We start from the raw sequence: 25,388 nt of genomic DNA on the forward strand, positions 1-25,388 counted from the left end.
TCAATCGGCGAAATGAAAGGGGGGCAGTGTAAAGGCGTCGCGACTCAAGACGCCACGCCTTCCCCATTCTGCTATTACCTCCAATTTGGTACGGTATGGACATAGTACCTGTCTATTGTTATACCTATAGATATATACTTGACATGTACGGCAATCTGCCGTATACTTATATTTAAGAATAATTGAGGAGTGCTTATATTATGGCCACAGCAAAACATATCAATGCAAAACCAGCTCGTTTGGAAGCTCGTGTAACTGCTGAACAAAAAGATCTTTTTCAGCAAGCTGCCTCATTACTTGGGAGATCGTTGACAGATTTTATGGTGTCAGCACTGCAAGAAATTGCAAAGCGAACCATATTGGAACATGAGGTTATTCAATTGTCTTTACGAGATCAAAAATTATTCGTACAAGCAATTCTAAATCCCCCTGAACCTAATGCAAATTTACTTAAAGCGGCAAAGCGACATAGTTAATACAGAAAATTTAAAATGAACTATGATCAATACCAAATATCTGTTCTTGATAAGCGTCATAATAAAAAAGCATTTTCATCGGGTGTTAGTGTTCTAGATCGTTATTTGGCAGAGCGTGCATCACAAGAAACTCGCCGCAATGTTTCGATAACTTACGTTCTCTCTGAACGAGGTTCTGAGATAATCGCTGGTTATTATACGCTATCATCAAACGTAATTATGTTAGATGAACTGCCTGTCGATATTAAGTCAAAATTGCCATATTACCCTACACTACCCACCACCTTGCTTGGTCGTTTAGCGGTTGATAAAAAATATCTTGGCAATCAATTGGGTGAAAAATTATTAATTGACGCATTAAAACGCAGTTACGTAGCAAGTCAGACAGTTGCCTCAATGGCAGTTATAGTTAAAGCAAAAGATAAGAGTGCTATCAATTTTTACAAACGCTATGATTTCACTGAATATCATGATACATCGGATAAATTATTTCTTCCTATGAAAACTATAGAAAAAGTCTTTGTAGCAGCGTCGGTATGATAAGATATTTGTAAAGTTTGCTAATTTGAAAAATACGTAATAAAATTAGTACCCAAAATAGTACTTTGGAGATGGCATGCAAACAATATCAGCTAGTGAAATCAAAAGGCATGGCATTATAGCTGTGGAGGAATTGTTGCCTGGAGGCTCTGTGTATATTACTAAATATAACAAGTTAAAATTCGTCGTACTATCCGAAAAAGATTATGAAAATTTAAGTCTGAAGATAAAACATAAAAAGGGCCTATGTCTATCTGAATCGAGCTTGATGAACTAGTGAATACTGCAGCGGCATAAAGGATTAATCATGAGTATTAACGTGAATCTTAATGATGCTCAGTCAAGTGAAGCAATTCGCATCCGCTTTTTGGGCTCGCTATTGGGTGGTGCAGTAGGTGATGCTTTGGGTGCACCAGTCGAATTCATGTTGCGCGCTGAAATTATGCAACATTTTGGTCAAAAGGGTATCACAGATTATTCTCCTGCCTACGGTAGGCTAGGCGCCATTACTGATGACACACAGATGACATTATTTACTGCGGAAGGACTTTTGCGTACTTGGGTCGCAGATCGCTTCAATCGAACTTCAAATTACATCGAGATAACGGCAAATGCTTATTTACGTTGGCTAATTACTCAAGGATTTCAACCGAATTGCAGATTAAAATCTGAGATTATTAATACAGGCTGGATATTTAAACAGCATGAACTTCACGATCAACGCGCGCCCGGTAGCACTTGTCTTTCAGCATTAAGAGCGATGAAGACGCTGGGTGAGATGGCTAGTAATGATAGCAAAGGTTGCGGAGGTGTCATGCGAGTTGCACCAGTCGGGCTTTTTACTTGGAGACTAAAGACAGCATTTTCATACCTAAACACATTTAGTTTAGGCTCTGAACTTGCCGGACTGACACATGGTCACCCAACGGGTGCTCTAACTGCAGGAGTGTTCTCAGTATTAATCTATGCACTCATAGATGGGGCTACACTACCGGAAGCACTTATCATTGCTAAAGCGTGCCTATGCTCAGTACCTCATCATGAAGAAACATTGTCTGCTATTGAGTTAGCTGAACAGTTAACAAAAAGTAATTTGCCACACGAGATTGCAATTGCTGAACTTGGTCATGGCTGGATAGCCGAGGAAGCATTAGCTATCTCAATTTACTGCGCTTTAGTTTCTAATAATTTTGAACAAGGTGTAGTTATGGCAGTAAATCATGATGGCGATTCTGATTCCACGGGTGCTATTGTCGGTAATTTGTTGGGTACTATGTATGGTGTAAATGCAATACCAGAAAAATGGTTGTCATGCCTTGAATTGCGTGATGTCATTACTGAACTTGCAATAGATCTTTACGATTTTCCAGATTGGGATATCGGCGAAAACTCAAAAAATAAAGAACGCAGTGAACAGATCTGGCAGAAATATCCCGGCTGTTGATAGTATATAGAGATTTTTGCAATTTTAGTTTCGATTTCCCATCTTAAAAATATCGCAGACTTCTTTATTAGTGAGTGCCAAACTTAGCTTATCTTTAGGAGCTAAAAAACCAAAAATTCGGAGGCCAATTTGGTAAAATTCTGTATTTTCAGCACCTGGTTTAAAAAATTGTGAAAAGAAAAATGGTAACTTCAATAGTCTAGCGTAGAGCCGGATGCGGGCATCTTTAGAATCATCCTCTAATTTTGATTGCATAATCAAATAAGATCTGCTGCTTGATTTGTCAACATATGAAGTTACATAATCTGCCAATTCTGTTAAAAGCAATTCACTGCTAGGACTATTTAATTGGGCTACATAACTGCAAGTCATAAATTGGTTAAGCATTAATGGAAGGAATTCATTCTCGATCATTTGAAGCTCGCTTAGGTTATGTTCAACCTGATAATATTGTGTCAGCATCTCGAGAGGGATTTTATTTCCTGTCTTAGCTTGTTCTTTAGCGTACAGTTTTCCCTGTTTGATCAAGCAGAGAGAATACAATCGCTTCAATTCAAGTCCTGCAATGGCCTTCATAATATCTTGTAATTCAAAATATTGCGCCATTTCATCAGCATCCTTTTGATAGTTATTATAATCGCTTCGGAGTAATTTATATCTCTTCAACATTTCGCTCAAATTATCCATAGTGATACAAGAAAAATTCATCATTTGACAGTCTATTGTTTGCACACGCCCGTGATAATGATATGGTAACAATTTCTCTAAGCCCTCAATAGTACAAACTAATTCTTTTGGAACTTGTCTTTGTCCTCTACAAATATATTCAACTTTTTGAAGGCATTTATGAATGATATAAGAATTCAATAACGCCTGTGGCTTATTAGCAGATAGTTTTCTCTCAGTTGCTTCAGCCATCACTTCCTGAGCAAAAGAGTCTTTTACTAATTTTTCTCTAAGATCAGTTTCCTTAAGAAAATATTCTGTTTTATGATATAAGAGCTCCTGAAAAGTATTTTCAAATGGATCTAGAAAACGTGAGATGAAGTCTGCATGAACCAATTCAGAGACATTGTTGGATGACTCATTCGCAAGTATTGAAATAATACTAGAGCTTTTTAGTTCCTGAATTAGCATTATAAGAGTATTGTATGCTTTGAACAGCTTAGGATATCTCGTCATGTATTTTCCAAAGAAAGCTCCATCCTTACTCCATTTTGATGTTGCTCTTTCTGAAAGTTCTCTTAGTTTAGTATCCTTAAAGTGATTAGGGTATCTGCTATCAGTTTTTAAGACATACCTAAAGTGAAAACGTGTCATTTGATTATTTTCTTGAAGTATCATTCGATAATTTGCCATATAATAGGCATCAATGTCCTGGAGAAGTTTCATTTCATTCTCAACCATTATCATTAATACCTTTATATGTGGCTCACAGCTCTTTCTTAGGTTTTTATAGCTATTTACTAAGATTTTCTTAAACGCTTCAGCCTTGCGCCTAATAAAAAATTTGATATCAGGATCACGAAAGGCAGCTTCACGCTCATCTCTCAATCTACTCATGTACGCATCATCGCCTTTTAGTGCCATTGCATCAATTTGTTTAAGCTCACTGCGGTTATAATCTTTTTTAGTGCTATCAATTTTCTGAGGCTTACCCATTATGGTCATCTCAAGTACACCATCATTAATAAGAGCAGTGCGCTTACTTTCGATCGCTATAAATTCATTAATGGATTCAGAGCCACGAATGATCTCCTCTACTTGCTCTGGGAACATTGTTTCTGATAAATATGACCGTAAAGTCGCAAGGGTCTCAACTTTTACTATACAATCAAAATATTGAGATAGTTTCCACTCAAGCTCAGCCAGATCTTGCATGTTAAGCTGAGTTTTTATTGGTTCAACTATGATATTTAAAGCTCTTTGAATACCGTTAATATTTCCCACTAACGAACCCCATATCCTTACCTGAGGGCTAAATCCTAAAGCAATTGCAAAGTTTTTGATAATAGCGTGGCTTTCAATAACTTGTTGTGGGTAGATGACATTGTTTTTCCATTTATTTGCGTGGTATCTTTGCCATATATTAGCTTTAAGAAATTGCCCTTGCTTGCGCAATTCTGTAGGTGAAAGCGTCGTCCAACGGACATAGAACCACTTTATCCTTTCAATACTGATTGCATAAGGGCGATGAGCAAGCTCACTTCGAAATAATGTAAATAGCGCTAATTGCTGGCCAGATATGTTTTCAAATGGATTTGAGATAATCTCATTGCAATCCTTGTGCTCCATCAGAATTTCACCTAAATCAATTAGCAACTTTCTAGCTGCAAAAGAATAAGGTGAGTTCTCATTGAAAAGGTTATTTAATTTTGTATAGTCTGGTGGATTGCCTATTGAGGATATAGCTATATTTCCTAATGCATCTATCATCTCTAATAAATATCCAATAATCTCTAAGCTTGAAGGATTAGATTTTTGATATCGAAATTTTCGATGAATCGAAACGGGTGCAAGTATCGAAAATCCAGGAGTACCAATAGCAGTTCTAATATTTTCGAATGTAAGTTTATTTTCAGACAGTCTATGCTGAAGATCATCTTTGCTATCCAAGGCTTTTGTATGCGTAATGAGATCTAATAATTCAGCTTGTTTTAGGGTTAAATTAAGTAGCCACTTCGCATTACCAATTAATATCCTTTTTCGCTCAAGGTAGGTAAGACTTGTGAGATTAGATAATTTTTCAACTAAAGCATGGGCTGAGATTGCCTCTCCGATCTGAGCTGTGCGGACCTTTAGAGCGGCTTCAATGTTTTCTATAGCTATTTTTAAATCACCTAATGATGTTATATCAATATCATTTTCTTTGCATAGCCTTTCAAAATCGACCTCGGATACTATCATAGTATCTTCGACTAAATACTTTTTTAATTCATCTATATTTGCTTTTTTTTCATATTGTGCAAGACGATTTACAATAACCATTAAACCCTTATACGATTTTGAGAATTGATCTTTAGCAGTAATTTTTTTCTCAAGCGCCACTAGTTTCTTTCTCTCAAGAGACTTTGCATTTTCTACTGAACTTGATAATTCTCCAATCTCTTGAATCATCAATTCATGACAGTGACTACGTTTGAAAATGATAAATAAATTCTTTTTTATTTCTAATATAACACGTCCAATTTTTTGAGAAAAACTACCGGATTTCTCCTGATCGATGTGACTTGAAAAAGAATGATAAAGTTGAACATCAACGCCTAGAATCTTTAAAATTTCAATAATTTGCAAACCTTCTTTTTTTAAAAAAACAAAATCCTCTTTTTGCTTGACTGAGAGCATTTCATTAATAATTGATTCTTGCTGATCTATTGTAAATGATTTAGGGTCATCTGCTAATTCTTTCAAGAAATCTATGGCGGTTTCGTCATTTTTATTATCTTTTTTTCCAGAGAGAGTGTTACAAATCGATTTCATAGCCTTGTGTAGAAGAAGCATCCCCGCTGGATTGCTGATGATCCTTTTTACAAAAGAAGCATGAACCAATTTATCTCTAAGGTCAGGAAAAATGGGTAGCTTATCACAAGCAGTTTCAGCAATTGCTTTATCCGAAAGTCTTTTAACTATTTCACCAAATATTTGAATAAAGTTAAATATACCTATACAATTAAACTCATTATCTATTGAGAATTGGATCTTCATATATTTCTTTGCGAACATGCGCAACTGTGCTCTATGAAACGCGTCTTGTTCATCGATGATAAACTTTATATCAAATAAATCTTCTTTCAGGCTGTCAACTATGATTTTATTATTTTCTATCTTTTTATCAGCCTTATCAACATTAATAGAAAATAGATTTATTGCAACACATATTGTGTTTAACTCAGAAATATCAAACTTATTTTGTATGATCAATCGACTTAAAGACTCAAGGCGGTGCCATATTTTCTCTGAAACAGCTTCTTTTAGCCAACCATATTTACTGCTCCAACTAATTTCATGGCTAGCCCAACAAATTAATTGTAATTGATATAGTATTTTATTCACATCTTTGTGAGTATTAATAATTTGTTCAATCTCGTTTGAAGCACGAATAATAGCTTGAACTGGTACATTTTCAAAATTGATTCTATCAATTGGCTTATAATGAACGTTTTCATTTTTATAATATTGAACTACATCCGCTTCAGGAAGATAGACATCCCAATGAATTGCGTAATTATTCTCCAATTCAATACTAATAATATCACTGGGAACTAACTGATAAACACCATTATTTCGATGAACTCTAAGACCGACGCCAATATTCTTAGTTAGAAGCCCTAACTCAATGTCTCCAAGCATTTCAGTATCTTGCCTAATATGATTGACAAAAAATGTAAACCCATTTGCGTACCACCAATCGCTAATTTGGTCGAATTTCGAATCGGCAAAGGCTTTAACATTTTCTTCAGTCTGATTAGTCTTATGATCCTGGAATTCGCTCAATAATTGAAGAAAGTATTCTTGAAATCCATCAATACGAATAAAAATATCATCTCCTTCAAACCCTGTTTCTAATAAGGAGAATCCAAACATTTTCAAGCAGAACTCTCTAAATGCTCCGTGTAATATAGGTAGCATGTCTGATTGACATACAATATCGGTTTCCAATAATGTTGCCGCTCTAGCTCGAAAAAAAGGAGCTAAGATCTTCTGTTGTATGAAAGACCCAGCATACCTTACTAAGAAATGTTTAAATTTCTCAATGGCACTATTGATAGTTGCATCTACATCATATTCTGGGTGCTGAGTAAAAAAATCAGTCAGTAAACTTGTCAGTAAATCTTCATCAAGTTTATTAGCCTTAAAAAGACTAATAAAACTGAGAGCAAATGCGTTAACCGAACAATTACCATCTGGAATGGCCTGAAATAATACTGATTTTTTCATTACTGTAGTCCTTTTAGAAATATATTATTTTGGCAAGAAACTTAATAAATAAATTGAAAAAGCTGTTTGGTCAACTTGTGTAAGCTGCTAATTTACTATGTTAATAAGTCGAATATATAATCATATAACCAGTTTGAAAAGTCAAGATAAGATGCTAGTCAATATCGAACCTCCGCTTATTGGCTATTGAATGATTGTTAGACATATAGAATAGGGCTATCTGGAGTTGATATTGAAAGAAGTAGCTATCCATCATAATCTTTTGCATAATAATCCCTTGCGCTGAAGCATCTGATAAGATGCTATAAATTTCATTCGCTAAATATTTTCGATAAGCAACTTATTGAAAAGCCATCATAGACGAAGTCGATATTTTTGTTATTTAGAAAAGAGTAATTATTTTTGATCGATTTTTTATCACTATCGGTTTCTGCGTAATTAATAACAAGAATATTACTTTTAGCTTTATACATTCCAAAATACTTTGTTTTGATGCCATAGATCCATTGTCTGATGTAACGATCATAATCTGGTAACCCACATCCGATTATGATGATTTTTGATATATCACGCCCATAAAAATAAGCGCCATGAAACAAATCTTTAATAGGATTTGAATATAGTAATTTCGAATGAGCTGGCGATAAAATAACTGGATGCATCAGCGCATTTGGAAGTTTGTTGTTTTGTCGCTCGAAAGGGGTATTAAATGCTTTAACATATCTATCCAAGTCATCCATTGATATAGAATATATATCTTGTAGTCTCGTCTCTCTATCAGGCTTAAATCCATAGGGTATTAATGGAGTCAATTCGTTAGGCTTATCATGCTGATTATTAAATACAAAATCTGAAGGCAGCCTGGAAATGGCGCTGAGGCTTAGACGGTAATTTCCGTCTTTTTCAAGCAACTGACTATATTCATTATAGTCAAACCAATTTATTGATCCATGAACTTTTAGTAACATAGTGCTTTTTGGGGGCTTCATGTTTATCTCGTATTTTCCCAGATATTCTGAGGGAAATAGATGGTATTGCTTCTTAAATTTTTTGAACAATGATTCAAGTATGGTGTCATAGTTCAGTGAAATGATAATGTCATTTTCATTCAATTCAGAGACAAATTGATTATATAAGTCACTTTCCTTTATCTCTTTTTGCTTCTCACTTAAACATTTCGCAATTAGAAATCGTATGATATCTTGATTATTGCCACGACTATCGCCAAGTTCGCCAAAAAAGTTTAAGAAATTCTCATAATCTATAAATTCAATAAAATCCTCGATATTTATATCGGCTATCTTGATCTGTCGGTATTTTATATAGTTGTCTAGATGTGCATTGAAGAGACCTTTGTACTCATCAAAAATTGTCTCTTTTTCGCTATTAACGATGTTAATAATTTGATTTAATAATTCTTTGCCTAAAGGTAGTCCAGCAGGGTTTGAGAATCCTGCTCCTAATATGAATAATTTTCTTGGCTCTTCACTATGCACTATGCATAACCCCGTTTTCCATTCTTTGATGTCATAATGATAATTCACCTCTGTGACTGATTAAGTATAGAACAATGTTAGATAGGTCGCTAAGAAGAGCTGGGTAAAAGAAGTAACGGAAAGAGCGAAAGGTGTCAGATCAGATACCATCTGGTCAATTGGGGCCAGTTTCGGTACAATGGGTCTTTTGCCTTGTCGGAGTAGAACATGACCCACGTTAAGATTGTAGCCAGCGGATCAGCATTGCCTAAGAAATTAATAACAAATGCCGATTTAGAGAAAATGGTTGATACCTCTGATGAGTGGATCGCTCAGCGGACGGGTATTAAGCAGCGATATATCCTTTCAGAAGATGAAAGCTTGCTGGATCTTGCTCATCAAGCGGCATTGGCAGCTATCAAACAGGCTAATATCGAGCCCAATGATATTGGTTTATTGGTTGTGGCTACAAATACTCCCCAACAAGTTTTGCCGAGTACCTCAACATTATTGCAAGGTCGTTTAGGAATTACGGATTGTATTTCTTATGATATTCAAGCGGCTTGTAGTGGTTTTGTTTACGGGTTAGCAACGGCGTTCTATTTAATGAAAGGGCGATCAGATTTGCGTTATGCTCTTGTGATTGGTGCCGAAGCATTATCGAAAGTAACAGATTGGAACGATCGCACGACGTGCGTGCTTTTTGGTGATGGTGCAGGGGCTGCTGTGCTGAGCATGAGTAATGATCCAGGTATATTAGCGGCGGATTTAGGTTCAGATGGTTGTAGTGCAGAGTATTTAGAAGTGACGTGGGGTGTTGGTCAAGGTTATGAAAAAATGACCCCAACAAATCGCTACATTCAGATGAATGGTCGTGAAGTGTATAAAAAATCCATCGCGCATTTTTCACATTCTATTCAAAAAGTGATGTCACAAGTTGATATTAGTTTGGATGATGTCGATTGGGTTATTCCTCATCAAGCTAATGTTAGAATTATTGGAGCCGTTGCAGACAAGCTCGGTATTTCCATGGATAAATTTATTGTCACTGTAGATCAACATGGTAATACTTCTTCTGCGTCTATTCCTTTGGCATTTACTCATGCAGTGCAGGAAGGAAAAGTCAAAAAAGGGGACACAGTATTATTTGTGGGTTTTGGTGCGGGATTTACGCGCGGCTCTGTTTTATTTGTTTATTAAGAGAGACAGAGAAGAGGATGTGTTGAAAATAATTCAAAATCTGCAAAAGAGAAAATTATCCAGTATCCAGTAGCCAGTATTATGTTAGAGAATTGAAAAACGTTTGTCTCTATTAGCTATTTAATTTAAATCCAGTATTTCATGTACAGAGCTAGACGTCCGATAAGGCGCTGATATAAAGGCCGTGTGTGCCAATTTTTTAAAGAAATTTCGCTGGAATTTTTCAAGTCACGTGTGAATTGTTTGAGCAGTACATTTTTTGAATCAGGTAATTGTAAATTGACATCAACTTCAAGATCGTGCAATAAACTTCGGTGATTTAAATTACTCGATCCTACAGAAACCCAGTTGTCGATAATTAATGTTTTAGCGTGAAGAATGTTTGGCAAATATTCAAAGATACGCACACCGGCTTTAATTAAATTGTAGTAGAAAGTAGTAGATGCCCAAGGCATCACGAAAACATCCGATTTTCGAGGTAATAGTATTCTGACATCAATTCCTTTTTGTGCTGCTTCTGTGAGCGTTTTTAATAATACGTTATCAGGCACAAAATAAGCATTGGTGATCCAGATGCGTTCTTTGCAGCGTTTTATTCGTCGAATTAAATTTTTGTGTAGAATGCGTCGACGCTGCCATGTGTTGTTTAAACGAATAATCGGATTTTTGTTAAAGTGTCGAAAAATAACTTTCATTCTTTCTCGAATGGGGATGTGGTTCCAGGCTGCATGAAAGGCTAAACTTAAATCCGATAATTCAGCGTTTTCTAATCGCACGCCAGTATCTCGCCAACCTTGACCGCCATCTTCTAGTTTTAAATGACATTTGCTGATATTAAAACTGCCGATGTACACAATTCTTTGATCAATAATGCACACTTTTCGGTGATTTCGGGAGTTTATTTTTAATAATAAATAAATGACTTTGAGCAGCAAAGGCAGTCGGATGACTGATCGACTCCAATGCCAAATTCGCCAAGGAAAAGGGTGAAATATTCGAGTGTCTATGCCGGCTCTTTCTAAACGACGCGTTAAACTGCCGCCCCATACGGGTGATCCAGCACCATCGACTAATACACGAATTTTAACTTGATTATTCGCTGCGGTAATCATTGCATCTGCAATTTCTTCACCGAGCTTATCATTTTTGAAAATGTACGTTTCTAAATCGATGCTATGTTGAGCAGATTTAATATCTTGTATCAGGCTAGCGAAAAACTCGCTTCCATCAACGAAAATATTTTCATGATATTCGACTGTTGTCATTTCAATTGTATAGGTTTAGAAAGGTTGATAAATTCAATGATTTCTTCAGGAGAATCCGTTACAGCGATTCGTCGAACATCAGTGATGTCGATGGTACCTAATTTAGCTAACGTATTTTCCATATAGTCGAGCAATGGTTGCCAATAAGAGGTGCCGTATAAAATCATAGGCATTGTAGTGATCTTGCGAGTTTGAATTAATGTTACCAGTTCAAAAAACTCATCGAGTGTTCCAAGACCTCCGGGCATTACGACAAACGCGCGCGAAAATTTTGTCAGCATCACTTTACGTATAAAAAAATAACGAAAGGTAATCCAACGATCTAAGTAAGGATTGGGGTCTTGTTCTTGGAGGATTTCAATATTACAGCCAATGGTGCGTCCACCTTTTTCTTTGGCGCCACGGTTTGCCGCTTCCATAATGCCGGGTCCGCCACCGGTCATCACAGTGAAATGATTTTCAGCTAAAAGCTGTCCAATTCTGCGAGCGGCTTCGTAATATTCATGGCCTTCAGGAAAACGAGCGGAACCAAAAACGGTGACGCAATTTGTCACATAATGAAATAATAAAAATCCTTTACATGCTTCTAAAAATACACGAAATGCACGCCAAACTTCCTTGGGTAATTTACGATGTCCCCAAAAAAAAGAGCGTTCCGCTTTTGTGGATCTGTGTTCCCAGCCGAAATCTTTACGCTGTGCGCGTTTTTCGGCTTTTAATTCACTCAGGTCTTTTTTGTCCATACTATTTGTTCGACTCAGGTTCGGGTTTACAAATTCGTAATTTATTAGCGATGGCGAAATTCATAATGGATTCATACAGTGCTGGATTAGATTCCTTCAATTTTTCATCGAGTAAAACACAATTATTGCCATCTTTCATTACGGGTTTAAGCATTGGAGAATAACGGATGCGATGATTTTGAAATGTCGAGAGTTTACCGCTCATACGTTCAGCCCAGTTTGTAGGCCGGAACGTTTCGCCGGTTTCTGTAACCCCTTCAATAATAATTTTTTGATCGCTAGTATCTTTAGGATCGCCCATGACTTCTTCAACGCCTGTGAAAATGTTAACGGTAAAGATGTTAATTATAACATAAAATTATGCTTCCTTACACGCTATCTGCTCGAGCTGGTAGATGCTGCAGACTTGACCATTGTCATTGTGAACGTCACAATGACCTAATATGATTAGTGAGGACGTGTTAGATGGATAAAGACTCAGCGAATGTGCTGGAATCTCGTGGTCGAGGCATTTATCTCTTACCCAATTTGTTCACTTTAACGGCTTTATTTGCTGGATATTACTCTATTGTGGCCGCGATGAAGGGCCGTTTCGAAATAGCTGCTATGGCCATTTTTATTGCAATGCTTCTAGATACGTTGGATGGAAGAGTAGCACGCCTGACTAATACTCAAACTAATTTTGGCGCTGAATTGGATAGTTTATCGGATATGGTGTCATTCGGAGTGGCTCCCGCATTGCTTTGTTATGCATGGTCCTTGACGACTTTGGGTAAAATAGGGTGGTTGGCTGCTTTTGTGTTTACCGCCACTGTTGCACTGAGATTGGCACGCTTTAATACGCGAAAATCGGCTGATAAGCGTTATTTTCAAGGTTTAGCTTGTCCTGCAGGTGCCGGCATTTTGGCTGCAGTGATCTGGCTTTGCGTACAGCAAGGCATTGAAGGAACCTCCATCAGTGTTTTGATGGCGATGTTAACTGTGTCAGCGGGATTATTAATGGTCAGTGATATTCCGTATCGAAGTTTTAAAGACCTTGATTTAAAAGACCGCATTAAATTCGTAACGATGTTGGCTGTGGCATTAGTGTTAGTCATGATCGCAATGGATCCTCCCAAAGTTTTGTTTGTTACATTTATTTCGTATGGGCTATCTGGGCCTGTCGTGCGTGTATGGGCACTGCTTAAAAAAAGACGTACTACTAAACACAAATGACAGTAAGAATTTAGGAAAATAGGAGAGCGTTTTTATGCCATCTTTTGATATTGTTTCGAAAGTCGATACTCAAGAAGTTTGTAATGCCGTTGATCAAGCGAATCGAGAAATTAGTACTCGATTTGACTTTAAAGGCATCGATGCAAAATTCGCGTATGAAAACGAGGAGATTGTGATTACTGCGCCCTCTGATTTTCAGGTAAAACAGATGGAAGATATTTTAAAAACAAAACTGGCAAAAAGAAATGTGGATGTGGGGTCTTTAGATAATGGAGAAATTAGTACAGCACTGCATCAAGCACGACAAGTAATCAAAATTAAACAAGGTGTAGATACTCCTACTGCAAAAGAAATTGTGAAATTAATCAAAGCTGAAAAAATAAAAGTGCAAGCAGCGATTCAAGGAGATCAAGTCAGAGTGACGGGTAATAAGCGGGATGATTTACAAACTGTTATTGCCTTTTTACGAAAAAAAGATGTGGGTTTGCCATTACAATTTGAGAATTTCCGTGATTAAAGAATATTCTCTAGCCAGTGCTATCGATTCGAATAAGGCGCCGGGATTTTTATCTTGGGTGTCTCATCGCCGTTTATGGGTAACGCTGTTAATGGGCATGAGCTCGGGGTTGCCACTTGCTCTAGTTGGTAGCACATTGCAAGCGTGGTACACCGAGGCGGGTGTTAATGTGATTGCTATCGGTTCGCTGTCTTTGGTCGGACAACCGTACGTTTATAAATTTCTTTGGGCTCGATTCTTGGATTTGTACCAGTTGCCTGGACTAGGTCTCAGGCGAGGTTGGATTTTCGCGATGCAATTGTTGCTGGCCACTGTTTTCGCCGTAATGGCTTTACTCAATCCTATCTCATCGCCCGTGCTTTTAGGAATTTTGGCTCTCGTCGCGGCCTCGTTATCCGCCACTCAAGATATTGCTGTTGATGCATATCGAACAGATTTATTGCCCAAAGAAGAACATGGAATTGGGGCTGCGTTGTACACGAGTGGATATCGTTTGGCGGCCTTATTTTCGGGTGGGATCGCTCTGGTTATCGCTGCGAGTGTCGGCTTTAAAGCTACCTATATCATTATGGCGATCGGAATGGTGATTGGATCTATCGCAACATTATGGGCGCCTCGGTTAAACCCGGTTCCACAAGAGGCGATGGGTTTTATGCAATTAATTGTTGCACCCTTTAAAGAATTTATGTCTAGAAAATCCATAGGGTTATTGTTGCTTTTTGTAGTGTTTTATAAGATTGGTGATGCGTTCGCATTGCAACTCACAACCACGTTTTTATTGCGAGGACTGGGTTTTAATTTGGTGGATGTAGGAATGATTTATAAAACAATGGGCTTGATTGGAACCATTGTGGGTCTCGTTATTGCCGGCACAATCATGACGCGGATTCGTTTATATACGGCATTATGGATTTTTGGAATATTGCAGGGTTTATCGATCTTTTTCTTTGTCATATTGGCCTTGGTAGGAAAAAGTTATAGTTTGATGATGTTCACCATTTTTATGGAATATTTTTGTAGCGGTTTAGGAACTGCAGCCTTTTTAGCGCTATTGATGGGCATGTGCGACCATCGATATACTGCAACTCAATTTGCATTGTTATCGGCATTGGCTGCCATTGGACGAGTCTTCATTGGGCCATTGGCTGGATTAATTGTCGCATATTGGGGTTGGGTACCGTATTATTGCTGCGGAGTGGCGTTAGCAGTGCCTGGATTAATTTTACTGTGGTTGGTTCGTGAGCGATTGTGAAGGGGAGTGAAGTATGCATCTTGAGGATGGCAGGGTTGTTCGTCGTACATTAGGGCTGTGGACTTTAACGGCGTTAGTTGCGGGTAACATGATTGGATCGGGCATTTTTTTGTTGCCTTCATCATTAGCGGCATTTGGCACCATTGGAATCGTTTCTTGGATTATTACGGCTGTAGGCACCATCATGTTGGCCTTGGTGTTTGCACGATTATCACGATTATTGCCACGTACTGGTGGCCCTTATGTTTTTTGTCATGAAACGTACGGTGAGTTTATAGGGTTTCAGGTAGCTTATAATTATTGGATTGCATTGTGGGTTGGCAATGCCGCAATTGCAGTCACTTTTGTGGGTTATTTGTCGGTTTTCTTTCCTCAAATTTCGGCATCACATGGATTGGCTTTTGGATTAACCGTAGGCGCGGTTTGGCTCATCACCTTGATTAATATCATAGGTATTAAACGCGCTGGTCAAGTTCAAGTAATAACTACGATATTGAAGCTAGTGCCATTGATTTTAATAGCAATGTTTGGGCTATTTTATGTTAAGGCAGATAATTTGGCTCAGTTTAATGTCAGTGGCCAACCGATGTTTTCTGCGTTAACAGCAGCGGCAACATTAACCATGTGGTCTTTTATTGGATTTGAATCGGCCACTGTACCTGCTGATGATGTGATTGACCCTCTAAAAAATATTCCTCGTGCGACTATTATTGGTACATTGATTGCAGCCGTTGTGTATATTTTCACAACGACTTGCGTCATGGGTGTAGTGCCTATAGCTGAGCTTGCTAAATCGACCTCACCTTTTGCTGCCGCGGCGATGCTGATGTTTGGCTCATGGGCAAAATGGCTGGTGGCTGCTGCGGGGGCGATAGCCTGCTTCGGAACACTCAATGGTTGGATTTTGATGCAAGGACAAATACCGCTTGCGGCCGCAAAAGATAATTTATTTCCCCCGATTTTTGCTAAATTGACCCGAACAGGAACTCCAGTAGTGGGATTAATTTTCTCCAGTGTCCTCATTACAATATTATTGTCGCTTCAGTATGGGGCTAATATGGTGACCCTATTCACGCGAATCATATTGTTGGCCACATTAGCGTCCTTGATACCTTATATCTTCACATCGGTCGCAGAGATTTTATTATACTATCAACGTCCCGAACTCTTTAATGGCAAACGCTTAACGTCGATGATGATTCTTGCTTCATTGGCCTTTATCTATGCTTTTTGGGCAATATGGGGATCTGGCGAGGAAACTATCACCTACGGTTTGATGCTGTTTTTAAGCGGAATCCCATTTTACATCCTACTGAAGGGGCGTCGATCAGCTGCTCTTAGAAATCTGTAACTTCAAGACAAACGCTCATATTTTGCCATTCCCAAACTACAGGGTGAGCAGTAGTGAATTCTGAATCGGTGAGGGGTTTTAGGGGAGAGAATCGTGATTCTCTCTCCTAAATAAATCAAAGGAAGCATCTTCCGGTTTTAAAATCAACACCTATAAATACAAGACATCGAGCCACCAAAACACTCAAAATCTTTAACCGGGAGATGCTGTAGGCATTTGACTAATGACAATACCTTATATTTTGGGGTATAATCCGGCCTAATGATGGATTGCGACAGGGAAATGAGTATGTCAAATTTGAAAGGCCAGGAGGTTGATGCCTCGCAATTTAAACCCCACGATGAGGGGGCTAATCCGAACATCTTCGGGGAACATCCCGAAGTAAATCTTCCTGCTTCTGCTGACTTAGTAAAACTTCAGAGTGCTATAACTGATCTCGCTGCAGCTTTAATTGAACTTGATGTATCACATAACTCTCAAGGCAGTGCAATTTTAAGAGAAGGACTTAATGCTGCACTGAGCTCGAGCAAAGTGTTAAGAAGTACTTTTTTTAAAGGCATATTTGATGCTGCAGAGCTCACATTTATTGACGAGTTAATTAAAGGCGCTATTGAAAATGGTCGCTCAGCTTATAACGAAAGATCCGCTTTTCGAAAGGAAGTGCTGGCGCTTGTAAAAAAATACAGTGATGAGCTTCACTATCGATCTACCTTTTATCCATACGATCAAGACGGTTTAATTGAACGAAGAGCGCAGCTAACTAGACTCTTAAGAGCCGATATCACAATTCCTTATCCTAATCCTAATAGAATGGGAACGAATAAATTTAGTAATGCCTATCCTGATGAGGATTTCATCAAAGTTGTGGAAGAAATTTTATCATCAGGTAAACGATACTACTCTCTGTTTTTGGATGCAGCATTCAATACTTTTCTTGATGATTTACATGAGCTCAATAAAAAACGTCATGCCCATAAACAATTCGCACACACTGACACATCGTTTGCATCTAAAGAGACGCTGCTTGATCTCGTCAAAATTTTGGCTGTTGCTTACAATAAATTATCAAAAGATTTTGATGCTTTTTACAAGGCTTCAACTCGAGCTAAAGACAGTTCTTATCTTTTAACCGATGCCTTGGTGGCGGAATTAGAATCTAAGCAGGCAATATTGAGAGGATTACTTTCAGAAAGCCAGCGGGTTTCCTATGAATCGATGCTAAAAGATAAGGGGTTAACTTCTCAAAATGAAGATGATGAAGTTTTTACAAACGATCCCTCCGTACTGTTGCGGACTTATTCGTTGAGCGGTGATCAAACGAAAATTATTCGAGCGGAAGTAGCTACGCTTTGGGATGAGATAAAAAAACAGGATCATCTGAAATATCGGGCTGCTGTGGGTAGTCAGCAATTGCTCCCTATAGTTCAACAGGAAAAAGAACATCTAGAAATTGATAATGCTCGCTTAAATCGCCAGTTATCAGTTGCTGAGTTGCAAGCTGATTCTTTAAGCAAAGAAAACGCAGCTTTAAGAGCAAAAAATGCAGAATTAGCATTAGCCAGTGAAAGCGCTGAATTAGAGCATCAAGAGGAAATCAGAGAATTGCGAGAATTGTTTTCTAAACAGATACAGATTAAAACCATGGTGCTGGAGAGATTACAGTTAGCACTTGAAAAGATAGGTATTAAAAAATCGCAATCTACGTTTGAAACATCAGTGCCTAGAGATCAATTGCAAGATGTCAGTGAACTTCGTAAATTGTATGAAATACAGATCAGTGAACTGCAACAGGAAATTGATAAATTAAAGTTGGAACTGTCAAAAGCAAAACCCCCAGCTCGCAAGCGCTTATCTTTTGGAAGTTCTGATTCAGTTGACTCAGGGATCTCTGATAAAAACGGTGAGCAAAAAATTAAGGCTCATGTCGATTCGCCGGCTCGTTTCGATTTTAGCAGCGATGGAGAAGAATCTAGCTGTAATCCTGGCGATGCAAAAATCGTGGGTACTTTTACGCCTGAAAAATCCAGTATCAGTTGTGAGTAATTATGACGTCTACGTTGAAAATAGCATTATCACCAATCAGAACTGCAGCTGTGGTATGTTCAGCTGATGGCGATGGTCCGTATCCACCAAATCCTCAGCTATATTTTAGTATCAAAAACTTTGTAGAGTCTTGGGCTGAGTGGAGAAAAAAATCTCAGGGGTTGCTGAATAAAAGTTCGGTTGAGTTATTTACTCAAGAAAGCCAACAGATTGATGCTTTTTTTAATCACATTGAAACAATCGCTTTGAAATTTCCTGATTACAATTTTCCTGGATGTGATAACGAAATTTTTGGTTTTACTACAGCCATCATGACTCAAATTCCGTGGGAGTGGTTACCTAAAACACTTCGTGAAGAAAAACTTCGGCGCTTATTTGCAAACAAAGACTTTCGCCAGCGTTGCTGGCGAGATTATTTGCAACTGAATCAAAATTCAAATGGGGTTTCTAAATTTACATCGCCTCTTGGGATTAATAAAGATGTCGCCAATATCTTATTGGAACATGATGATATTTGTGCAGAATTGTTGACGTTGACTGTAGTCAGAATATTGACATTTGTACAGATACTGCCACAGCTAATGTTACAAGTGATTACCGTGGCGACTCAATTATGGTTTAGGAATAAACTGGCGTCTGAAATCGCGTTAGGAGTGCTCAATCCCTTAGCGGATACTAAAAATAACAATCTTGCTGCGCGTGATCAGGCACGACACGCCGTTGCTGAAATAAAGATGAATGAGTCTAAATTAGGTGAGGCTAAGCCACATCTTGATGCGCTTACAACATCTTCTCAATTAAACTCTGATCAAACCGCTGCAGTGCAAGATCATCATATGGCCTACCGTAGTAGTCTTGTTAATTCTTTGAGTGAATTCAATCAGCAGCTGACTGTCTATTTATCCTATCGTCAGACGGATGGCTATTTTTATTGGTTGGGGATTTATAACAAACAATTGTCAGAGAAAAAAAATACACTAGTTGGAGCACTTCAAAAAGACTTGGATGCATTGATTAAAAGTCTCGCAAAGAATAGTGATATTGATAATTTACAATTTGAAATGTCGCCAGTCGATCCAAACAAAGTGATCAACCTTATAAATTGGATACGGCGTGCTGAAGAGATGAATAATGCCTATTATAAAAAATATACAGGCTATTTTGATGGCAAAGGGAGTTTGGGCGACATCTTGCGCACAGCACGTGAAAATTTAGCTGAATTTCTTCCCAAAAAGAGTGATAACGCACGGCAAATTACTGTTTCTAATTCTATAATCAGTCGATAGTTATTATTATATTCATAACTAACCTAGACTAAATGGCTAAAACGTTGAGATTTTGTCTAGGTCAGGTGAAAGATTAATTTTTCCACATCTGCACGAGAATCAACAAAGTACCCAGTCAATTTATAAGAATTACAACACAAATTCCTGATCAATCTGATAATCATCCGGTGGTGCTCTTGCACACTGCATCTTTGGTACTTCGACTTCTTCGCCGAGATGAGTGAGTATTTTAGTAATACTCATGGCATTTCTAATAAAGGCGATTAACTTCATTTCCGTACCACAACCCTCACACTTTAATGGATCAACCTCCTACACCATTGCTATTAGCCTAGCCCAGTTTTTTGACCTTGTTTTCAGTTGAGATTTCAGTATTAACTTGCTGTGGCGGCAGCTTCGATCTGAAGAGAGGCTTGTATTCCTAGACTTTCTGTTCTCTCGGGGCTTTCAAAGTGTTGCCCCAAAACTCTCGGTAACGTCTGTCATTCTCTTTTCCATCGTATTAGCAAAATATCGTTGTTTGGCGCTTTCTAATTTAAACAGGGTTATATCAATTATTGAGTAGCCACTTTTACCACTTTGAGTATCCTGAGCTTGGTTTGATTTCGCCGTAATTTCTCTTTCGAATAAGTTAACAAGATAGGATGCACGTTGTACAAAAGTAATGATGAATTCTCCCGTAGGGTTATTTGGATTATATTCATGGAGGTAATTTTTCAAATAGTCACTCGTTAACATGCATAATGAATACAGCTCATAGAGACTGGCATGGTTTAAAAACTCATCTCGAAATCCAACCATAAGTACCGAGCGCAGTATTAAGGCCGCTTGATCCATCTTATCGTATAGAGAGATGAGCTCAGAATCATTTTGAGAAGCGTCGATTAGGTCTGTTTTTGCTTTCTGCCGTTGTTCACTGTTTATTTTTGTATCGTAGTAGCTATAGACGTCATTGATATCCGCGAAAAGCAGTATCTGTTGATATCTATGGGCCATTTCTTGTTCTTGAGATGACTGAATGAAGCTATCGTATGTTGGAATATTATTGATTAAAGTAAAGCAGTTGTCACGACAGCAATAGTCTTCATCTGTTCCATAGACAAAAAGAGTACTGTTGCTCAGTGCATGAATCCTTGTTCCATCATAGTCGACGTTTAATGCCGAATTATTATCGAGGGGATGTGTAGCTGTTTGTGAACGCATGTCGTATCGGATATCCCCATCTTCACCTCCGAGTATTAGTAACTCTTGTCCTTTTTTGAGCGCGGTAACAATGCACCTATCATTTCTAATTACATATATAGGAGTAGTTTTTTTTATATTGTTGATATCAACTAAAAAGACTTGATGACATGAAGGGTAAATCAATATATTTTCGTCAAGCCATGTAAGAGTGTTGAGGTACAAGCTGAAACTTCCGCCTCCTAGAGGTACGCTACGTATAAGGTTTGTATACTTTTGGTTGGCTACACTACGGGGTTGTTGCCAGACACTTAAGTATCTATAACCATAAATGGAGTATATTATAGCGATTAGATTTGCCGATAAACCTGAAAAAACAGCGAAATGCACTAATCCAATTTCACTAATCCGCTCAAGTTTTATGCCCTGCAGGTCTATCACTTGAATATGCCAACCTTCTCCAACACAGAATTGTCCGGTTTGATTTAACCATTGAAGGTTTGTGTCGGCATGATACGAAAATTTTACTTCAGCTACTTTGTCTAGCACGATTTGCCCGTCATTTAAGAGGCTAATAATCATAAGGTCTTCATCAAACTGTAGAATACCCATGATTTGGTCATTAACTTGGGCAATGTCAACTGCATTGAACTTAGCACTATGTAGTGTAAGCAGAGTCTTTTGATCATTATTATAAACTTGTTTTGCTACCGGTTTATTCACTTCGAGAAGAGAAATAATGTATAAAGTAACGACATTGGTTTCAGTATTTTTTACGGTGGCTAGAAATTGTGCATCCGTAAATTTAATTCGGTAAAAACGAACCCTACCGGTATCCATGTTCATATCAGAAAATAGATCACGCATCAGATATTGTTTTGAAGTCCAAATTTCATCGTTCGGCCAGCGGCTTTCTATTTCATCATAAATAGAATATAAGCGATTTTTTGCAAAAACAGTTCTCGAATAGCCTTGTGCTGCGTTTCGATCGAAAATTGCTTCGTACTTAGTTAATACTTGACCCAATATTTGTTTATAATGACCAAAACATTCATGGAAAAGGCTAGGCGTGCAACGTATTTCATAGAGAAATCTTTGGATATACTGTCCCGTATCAATGACTCGGTTTAGTAATGCCAGACGTTCTTCTTGCTCAGTAGGATCAATGTTCTTAGCAAAAAATTGAGGGTTCTTTAATATTAAATAAATTAGTGTATTTGCTGCATCTGCCCAAATAGCTGGATTTGGTAGGGGGTTGCGAGAATCAACAGGATGTGTAATGTGCTTATTCACATAGAAGCATAAAGCATTAATTCGCTTTTCAATTGGAAGATTCAGATTAGTAGGTAGAGTTTTTAAAAGATCTCCTGGTTTTGCGGAAAACAATTCCTCAGCTGAGAAGCGAATCGCGTATTCGCAAAGTGTAAAATAAATCTGAACGAAGGATTTTGAATCATAAAATCGTTGATTCAAACAGATAAACTTGGCATGGTTGAAGTCTTTTAATAGATTTGCTTCTAGACCTATTCTGAGTAAGTCATAAATATCATTTGCTGTTTCTTGTAGTATCGATGCAGCTCTTTGAATGGAACTAAGCTTATTATCTACTTGTTTAAATTGTTCAAGCGAAACCCGATGGATATACACCATCATTTTTTCAATACGCTCAAAACGACCAACCATTAGCTTGTTATGCGCGGCAATAATTTGCTCAATTCGGTCAAATCGGTAACCAAGGATTTCTTCAATTCGATCAAAACGTTTGTCTAAAATATCTTCTAATCGATCAAAACGCTGATTGATTTGTAGATGCATCTGTTCCATAATATTTTCGAGTCGATCGATTCGTGCATCAAAATGCTTTGCCATATTGTTAAGCATTTTGCCAACCTGAGCAAATTGCTGGTCTATATGAATGGCCAGTTTATTGATCATTTCTCCTAATGCTTGAATCTGTTTTAAAATAACGGCGTTGGGATCATTTTTACGGTTTTTCTTCTGGCCAAAATGATTAAAAACGGAGATCGCTGCTCCGGCAATCGCACCATATGGGCCAAGCATACCTGCTCCACTGACAGTGCCTGCAGCGATACTCGTTATTGCGCTTGCAATAGCAGCGCCATTCTCAGCGACAACCTGAAAATCGTTGGCTAAATCCACACAACCAACAGTACTGAGTAAGGCTGAAAATGCGGTTGCTCCTTTTGAGAAGGCATCGACTTTACTGGATATGCTTAAAGCAACGTTATCGGCTTTAGATAAGGCTTCAGTCAACTCTTGTTGTTTTGCCTTAATGGCATCTTTATTGATACCATGGTAAATGTCCTCGCTTGAGTCAAGCAGATTATTCAAACTTTGCCGTATGGTATTAGCATTTTCAATAGCTTGATTGGCTTTATCAGCATAGTTTGTGACTTGTTGTAATGCGCCCCCTACAAATTGTATTACTTCATTTTCTTTTAAACTTTGGATCTTACCAACAGCACTCACAATATCGGTCATACTTTGCGCGGCCGTGCCTATTGAGTGGGCCAACTGAGTTGGGTCAGCCGTCTCATCTAGCATAGGTAAGACTTTTTGGAACTCTCCGTCAACTTTTTCCAGTGAATGGTAAACTGTGTCAACCATTGTGACGAAGCGATCGGGTAGCAATGTAGCACTCAGTTTAAACTCTGTTGTAAAGCTACGATAATCCGAAATGGTCGAAAGTTCTTTTCCAATGACCGTTTTCATTAGTGTGGTGACCTGATTGAGCTCTTTCTTGGGCAAGGCACCAGAATTAGAGGAAATAATGGTTAAAAATTCGCTGATATTATGAATGTCGTTTTGGGACTCTTTTTCAACCCTGTTTGCTTGTTGTCGATATGGGTCAGATGAGAGTAGAATGTCCTCTTCTATTGCCTCAGCCTTCGGTAGGCTATCGGCTATACTCTTTTTGACCTTCTTTGCATAGTCATTTGCTAGGTTTGGGTTTACTGCCTGTAGAAAATTGGTCAAATCAATATCGATAGGTCTTTTTTGGCAAGTGCCGCCATTCGGTTCTCTGATAGAGCGAGTCGGTTGATAAGGTGTGAATTCTGAAACTTCGGACAGTGGACGCAGCGGATTGGGAGATCGGAATAGCGTGGCAAGCGTTTCCCATCTATCGTTAACAAGACTTTTTAATTCTCCGCCACTGATCGGTATACGAAATTGATTGGTATCATTTTTCAGAAATATCGAGTCCTCAGTTCGTTTGATTTCTATCAGCTCTGTTGTGGATGAATTGCTTATGTGGTAAGCCCACTTCCCATTGTTTTTATAAGAAAGAGCGATCATTGATTCTCTGTTTTTAAAGAGAGTATCTACTGCATAGATACCAATCTGAATTTCTATATTCGGTGTTTTAACTGGATCTTCAGAACCATAAAATGCTTTTTTCAAGAGTTGATAAGCGGGTGTTGAGCCCGCAACACGGTTTTCTTCACCCGGAACTCCACTATTGGTATTAAAAACTTCCTGGCCAACTAAAATACAACCTTTGATTTCCCTAGGATAGTTTCCAATGTGGATTTGAACGCCTTCTCTTGGCAGTGTGTCCGTTAACTGGATGCGCCATTGATCGGATTTATCGTATCGAATAAATGCAGAATAAGTGCCGGGAGGAATTGAACTCAGATCTGTTTTATTATCTCTATAGGGCAGCTCTAAGGTATGAGCAATAAATTTACCATCGATATAAAGCTCACCTGTTATAGAATAGTTATTAATTGAAACACGAATTATGCTGATCTTCATCATGAGCCCCTTTTATGAAAGATACCCTTAAGTCCTCAACAAGGACTTATGACAAGTCTTACATCGATATCGTGACGCTATCAGATTGTTATCCTGAAGACAAGCGCATGTATTGGGCCACCAAATATTGCACTCGTGTTGGTTGTTAAAAATAAGGAACTGTAGAGGTGATTTCAAGCCAAGAGCCCAATGAGGTCTCTGGGTATTAAACCACGACAAATAATCCACTAATCGTTCATTAAATGCTCTTGTATCCATCAAGTCGTCCATATGATAATTCACAAACTCCTCCTGCTATGAGGTTTATTGTCTTACGCACAGCACGTGAAAATTTAGCTGAATTTCTTCCCAAAAAGAGTGATATCACTCAGCAGATCACTGTTTCTACTTTTTCAAGTAACAGATAATTGTAATCACTTAGCATCTAAATTAAAAATGTTCAGATTTTGTCTAGGTCTGGTGAAAAATTAATTTTTCCACATCTGCCTGACAACCAACTTAGGGGTAAGAAGTTGCTTGCGAATCAGGACACTTATCGTTAAAAAACGTAATCCTGGGTCAGCTTGATGTTTAAATGACGAGAGATTATTATCAGCAATAAAGAAAAAAATTACGGAAGTCAACTCTCAATTTCGCGATGGTGTTTTTTATTCTGATGAGAAAGGCATTTTACAGTTTGCAGAT

Annotated in this window: 17 protein-coding genes; 10 read left to right on the forward strand and 7 right to left on the reverse strand. The window is 38.1% G+C overall.

The annotated features are described in order from the left end of the window. Positions 1-200 precede the first annotated feature (200 nt). The 3 genes from K2X50_05110 to K2X50_05120 all read left to right on the forward strand — a co-directional run bounded on the left by K2X50_05110 (position 201) and on the right by K2X50_05120 (position 2,460). Entirely contained in the window at positions 201-476 is a 276-nt protein-coding gene (locus tag K2X50_05110; GenBank protein MBX9586619.1) for a DUF1778 domain-containing protein, read from the forward strand. A 15-nt stretch (positions 477-491) separates the two neighbouring features. Then, positions 492-1,016 carry a GNAT family N-acetyltransferase gene (locus K2X50_05115; GenBank protein ID MBX9586620.1) on the forward strand — a complete coding sequence of 175 codons (525 nt, stop codon included), beginning with the start codon at positions 492-494 and terminating at the stop codon, positions 1,014-1,016. 307 nt (positions 1,017-1,323) lie between these two features. Beyond that, entirely contained in the window at positions 1,324-2,460 is a 1,137-nt protein-coding gene (locus K2X50_05120; GenBank protein ID MBX9586621.1) for an ADP-ribosylglycohydrolase family protein, read from the forward strand. A 24-nt stretch (positions 2,461-2,484) separates the two neighbouring features. On the opposite strand, the gene K2X50_05125 is transcribed toward K2X50_05120, so the two are convergent. Continuing rightward, on the reverse strand, positions 2,485-7,398 hold the full coding sequence (locus K2X50_05125) for a hypothetical protein (GenBank protein ID MBX9586622.1): 4,914 nt from the start codon (positions 7,396-7,398) through the stop codon (positions 2,485-2,487). A gap of 311 nt (positions 7,399-7,709) precedes the next feature. Continuing rightward, positions 7,710-8,942 carry an SIR2 family protein gene (locus K2X50_05130; GenBank protein MBX9586623.1) on the reverse strand — a complete coding sequence of 411 codons (1,233 nt, stop codon included), beginning with the start codon at positions 8,940-8,942 and terminating at the stop codon, positions 7,710-7,712. Between the two features lie 159 nt (positions 8,943-9,101). Between K2X50_05130 and K2X50_05135 the strand changes: the two genes are divergently transcribed. Further along, positions 9,102-10,073, forward strand: a complete 972-nt coding sequence (locus tag K2X50_05135) for a ketoacyl-ACP synthase III (GenBank protein MBX9586624.1) — start codon at positions 9,102-9,104, stop codon at positions 10,071-10,073. 125 nt (positions 10,074-10,198) lie between these two features. Here the strand turns inward: K2X50_05135 and K2X50_05140 are convergent, their stop codons facing one another. Genes K2X50_05140 through K2X50_05150 form a run of 3 tightly spaced genes read right to left on the reverse strand, consistent with a single transcriptional unit; the run spans position 10,199 to position 12,382 of the window. After that, on the reverse strand, positions 10,199-11,338 hold the full coding sequence (locus K2X50_05140; protein MBX9586625.1) for a cardiolipin synthase B: 1,140 nt from the start codon (positions 11,336-11,338) through the stop codon (positions 10,199-10,201). Beyond that, a complete protein-coding gene (locus K2X50_05145) occupies positions 11,335-12,081 on the reverse strand; it encodes a TIGR00730 family Rossman fold protein (protein MBX9586626.1) in 747 nt (248 codons plus the stop codon). Before K2X50_05145 ends, K2X50_05140 begins: the two co-directional genes overlap by 4 nt. Position 12,082: 1 nt before the next feature. After that, the gene (locus K2X50_05150) at positions 12,083-12,382 is read right to left on the reverse strand and encodes a DUF3579 domain-containing protein (GenBank protein ID MBX9586627.1); all 300 of its coding nucleotides are present in this window, start codon (positions 12,380-12,382) and stop codon (positions 12,083-12,085) included. Positions 12,383-12,546: 164 nt separating this feature from the next. On the opposite strand from K2X50_05150, the gene pssA reads away from it, so the two are divergent. The 6 genes from pssA (at position 12,547) to K2X50_05180 (ending at position 19,745) form a co-directional block, all read left to right on the forward strand. Then, on the forward strand, positions 12,547-13,296 hold the full coding sequence (gene pssA, locus K2X50_05155; GenBank protein MBX9586628.1) for a CDP-diacylglycerol--serine O-phosphatidyltransferase: 750 nt from the start codon (positions 12,547-12,549) through the stop codon (positions 13,294-13,296). A gap of 34 nt (positions 13,297-13,330) precedes the next feature. Beyond that, positions 13,331-13,813: a YajQ family cyclic di-GMP-binding protein gene (locus tag K2X50_05160; protein MBX9586629.1), complete on the forward strand. Its 483-nt coding sequence runs from the start codon at positions 13,331-13,333 to the stop codon at positions 13,811-13,813. Beyond that, positions 13,806-15,065 carry an MFS transporter gene (locus K2X50_05165; GenBank protein MBX9586630.1) on the forward strand — a complete coding sequence of 420 codons (1,260 nt, stop codon included), beginning with the start codon at positions 13,806-13,808 and terminating at the stop codon, positions 15,063-15,065. The genes K2X50_05160 and K2X50_05165 overlap by 8 nt, the downstream gene beginning before the upstream one ends. Positions 15,066-15,078: 13 nt before the next feature. Beyond that, on the forward strand, positions 15,079-16,416 hold the full coding sequence (locus K2X50_05170) for an amino acid permease (protein MBX9586631.1): 1,338 nt from the start codon (positions 15,079-15,081) through the stop codon (positions 16,414-16,416). A gap of 288 nt (positions 16,417-16,704) precedes the next feature. Then, positions 16,705-18,459 (forward strand): hypothetical protein, encoded by a 1,755-nt coding sequence (locus tag K2X50_05175; GenBank protein ID MBX9586632.1) that lies wholly within the window; start codon positions 16,705-16,707, stop codon positions 18,457-18,459. A gap of 2 nt (positions 18,460-18,461) precedes the next feature. Next, a complete protein-coding gene (locus K2X50_05180; protein ID MBX9586633.1) occupies positions 18,462-19,745 on the forward strand; it encodes a hypothetical protein in 1,284 nt (427 codons plus the stop codon). A gap of 129 nt (positions 19,746-19,874) precedes the next feature. On the opposite strand, the gene K2X50_05185 is transcribed toward K2X50_05180, so the two are convergent. Both K2X50_05185 and K2X50_05190 read right to left on the reverse strand, forming a co-directional pair. Continuing rightward, positions 19,875-20,018, reverse strand: a complete 144-nt coding sequence (locus tag K2X50_05185; GenBank protein ID MBX9586634.1) for a hypothetical protein — start codon at positions 20,016-20,018, stop codon at positions 19,875-19,877. 174 nt (positions 20,019-20,192) lie between these two features. Then, on the reverse strand, positions 20,193-24,704 hold the full coding sequence (locus tag K2X50_05190; protein ID MBX9586635.1) for a hypothetical protein: 4,512 nt from the start codon (positions 24,702-24,704) through the stop codon (positions 20,193-20,195). Positions 24,705-25,388 lie beyond the last annotated feature (684 nt).

The organism is Gammaproteobacteria bacterium, assembly GCA_019748175.1.
In the GTDB taxonomy this organism is placed as follows: Bacteria; Pseudomonadota; Gammaproteobacteria; order JAIEPX01; family JAIEPX01; genus JAIEPX01.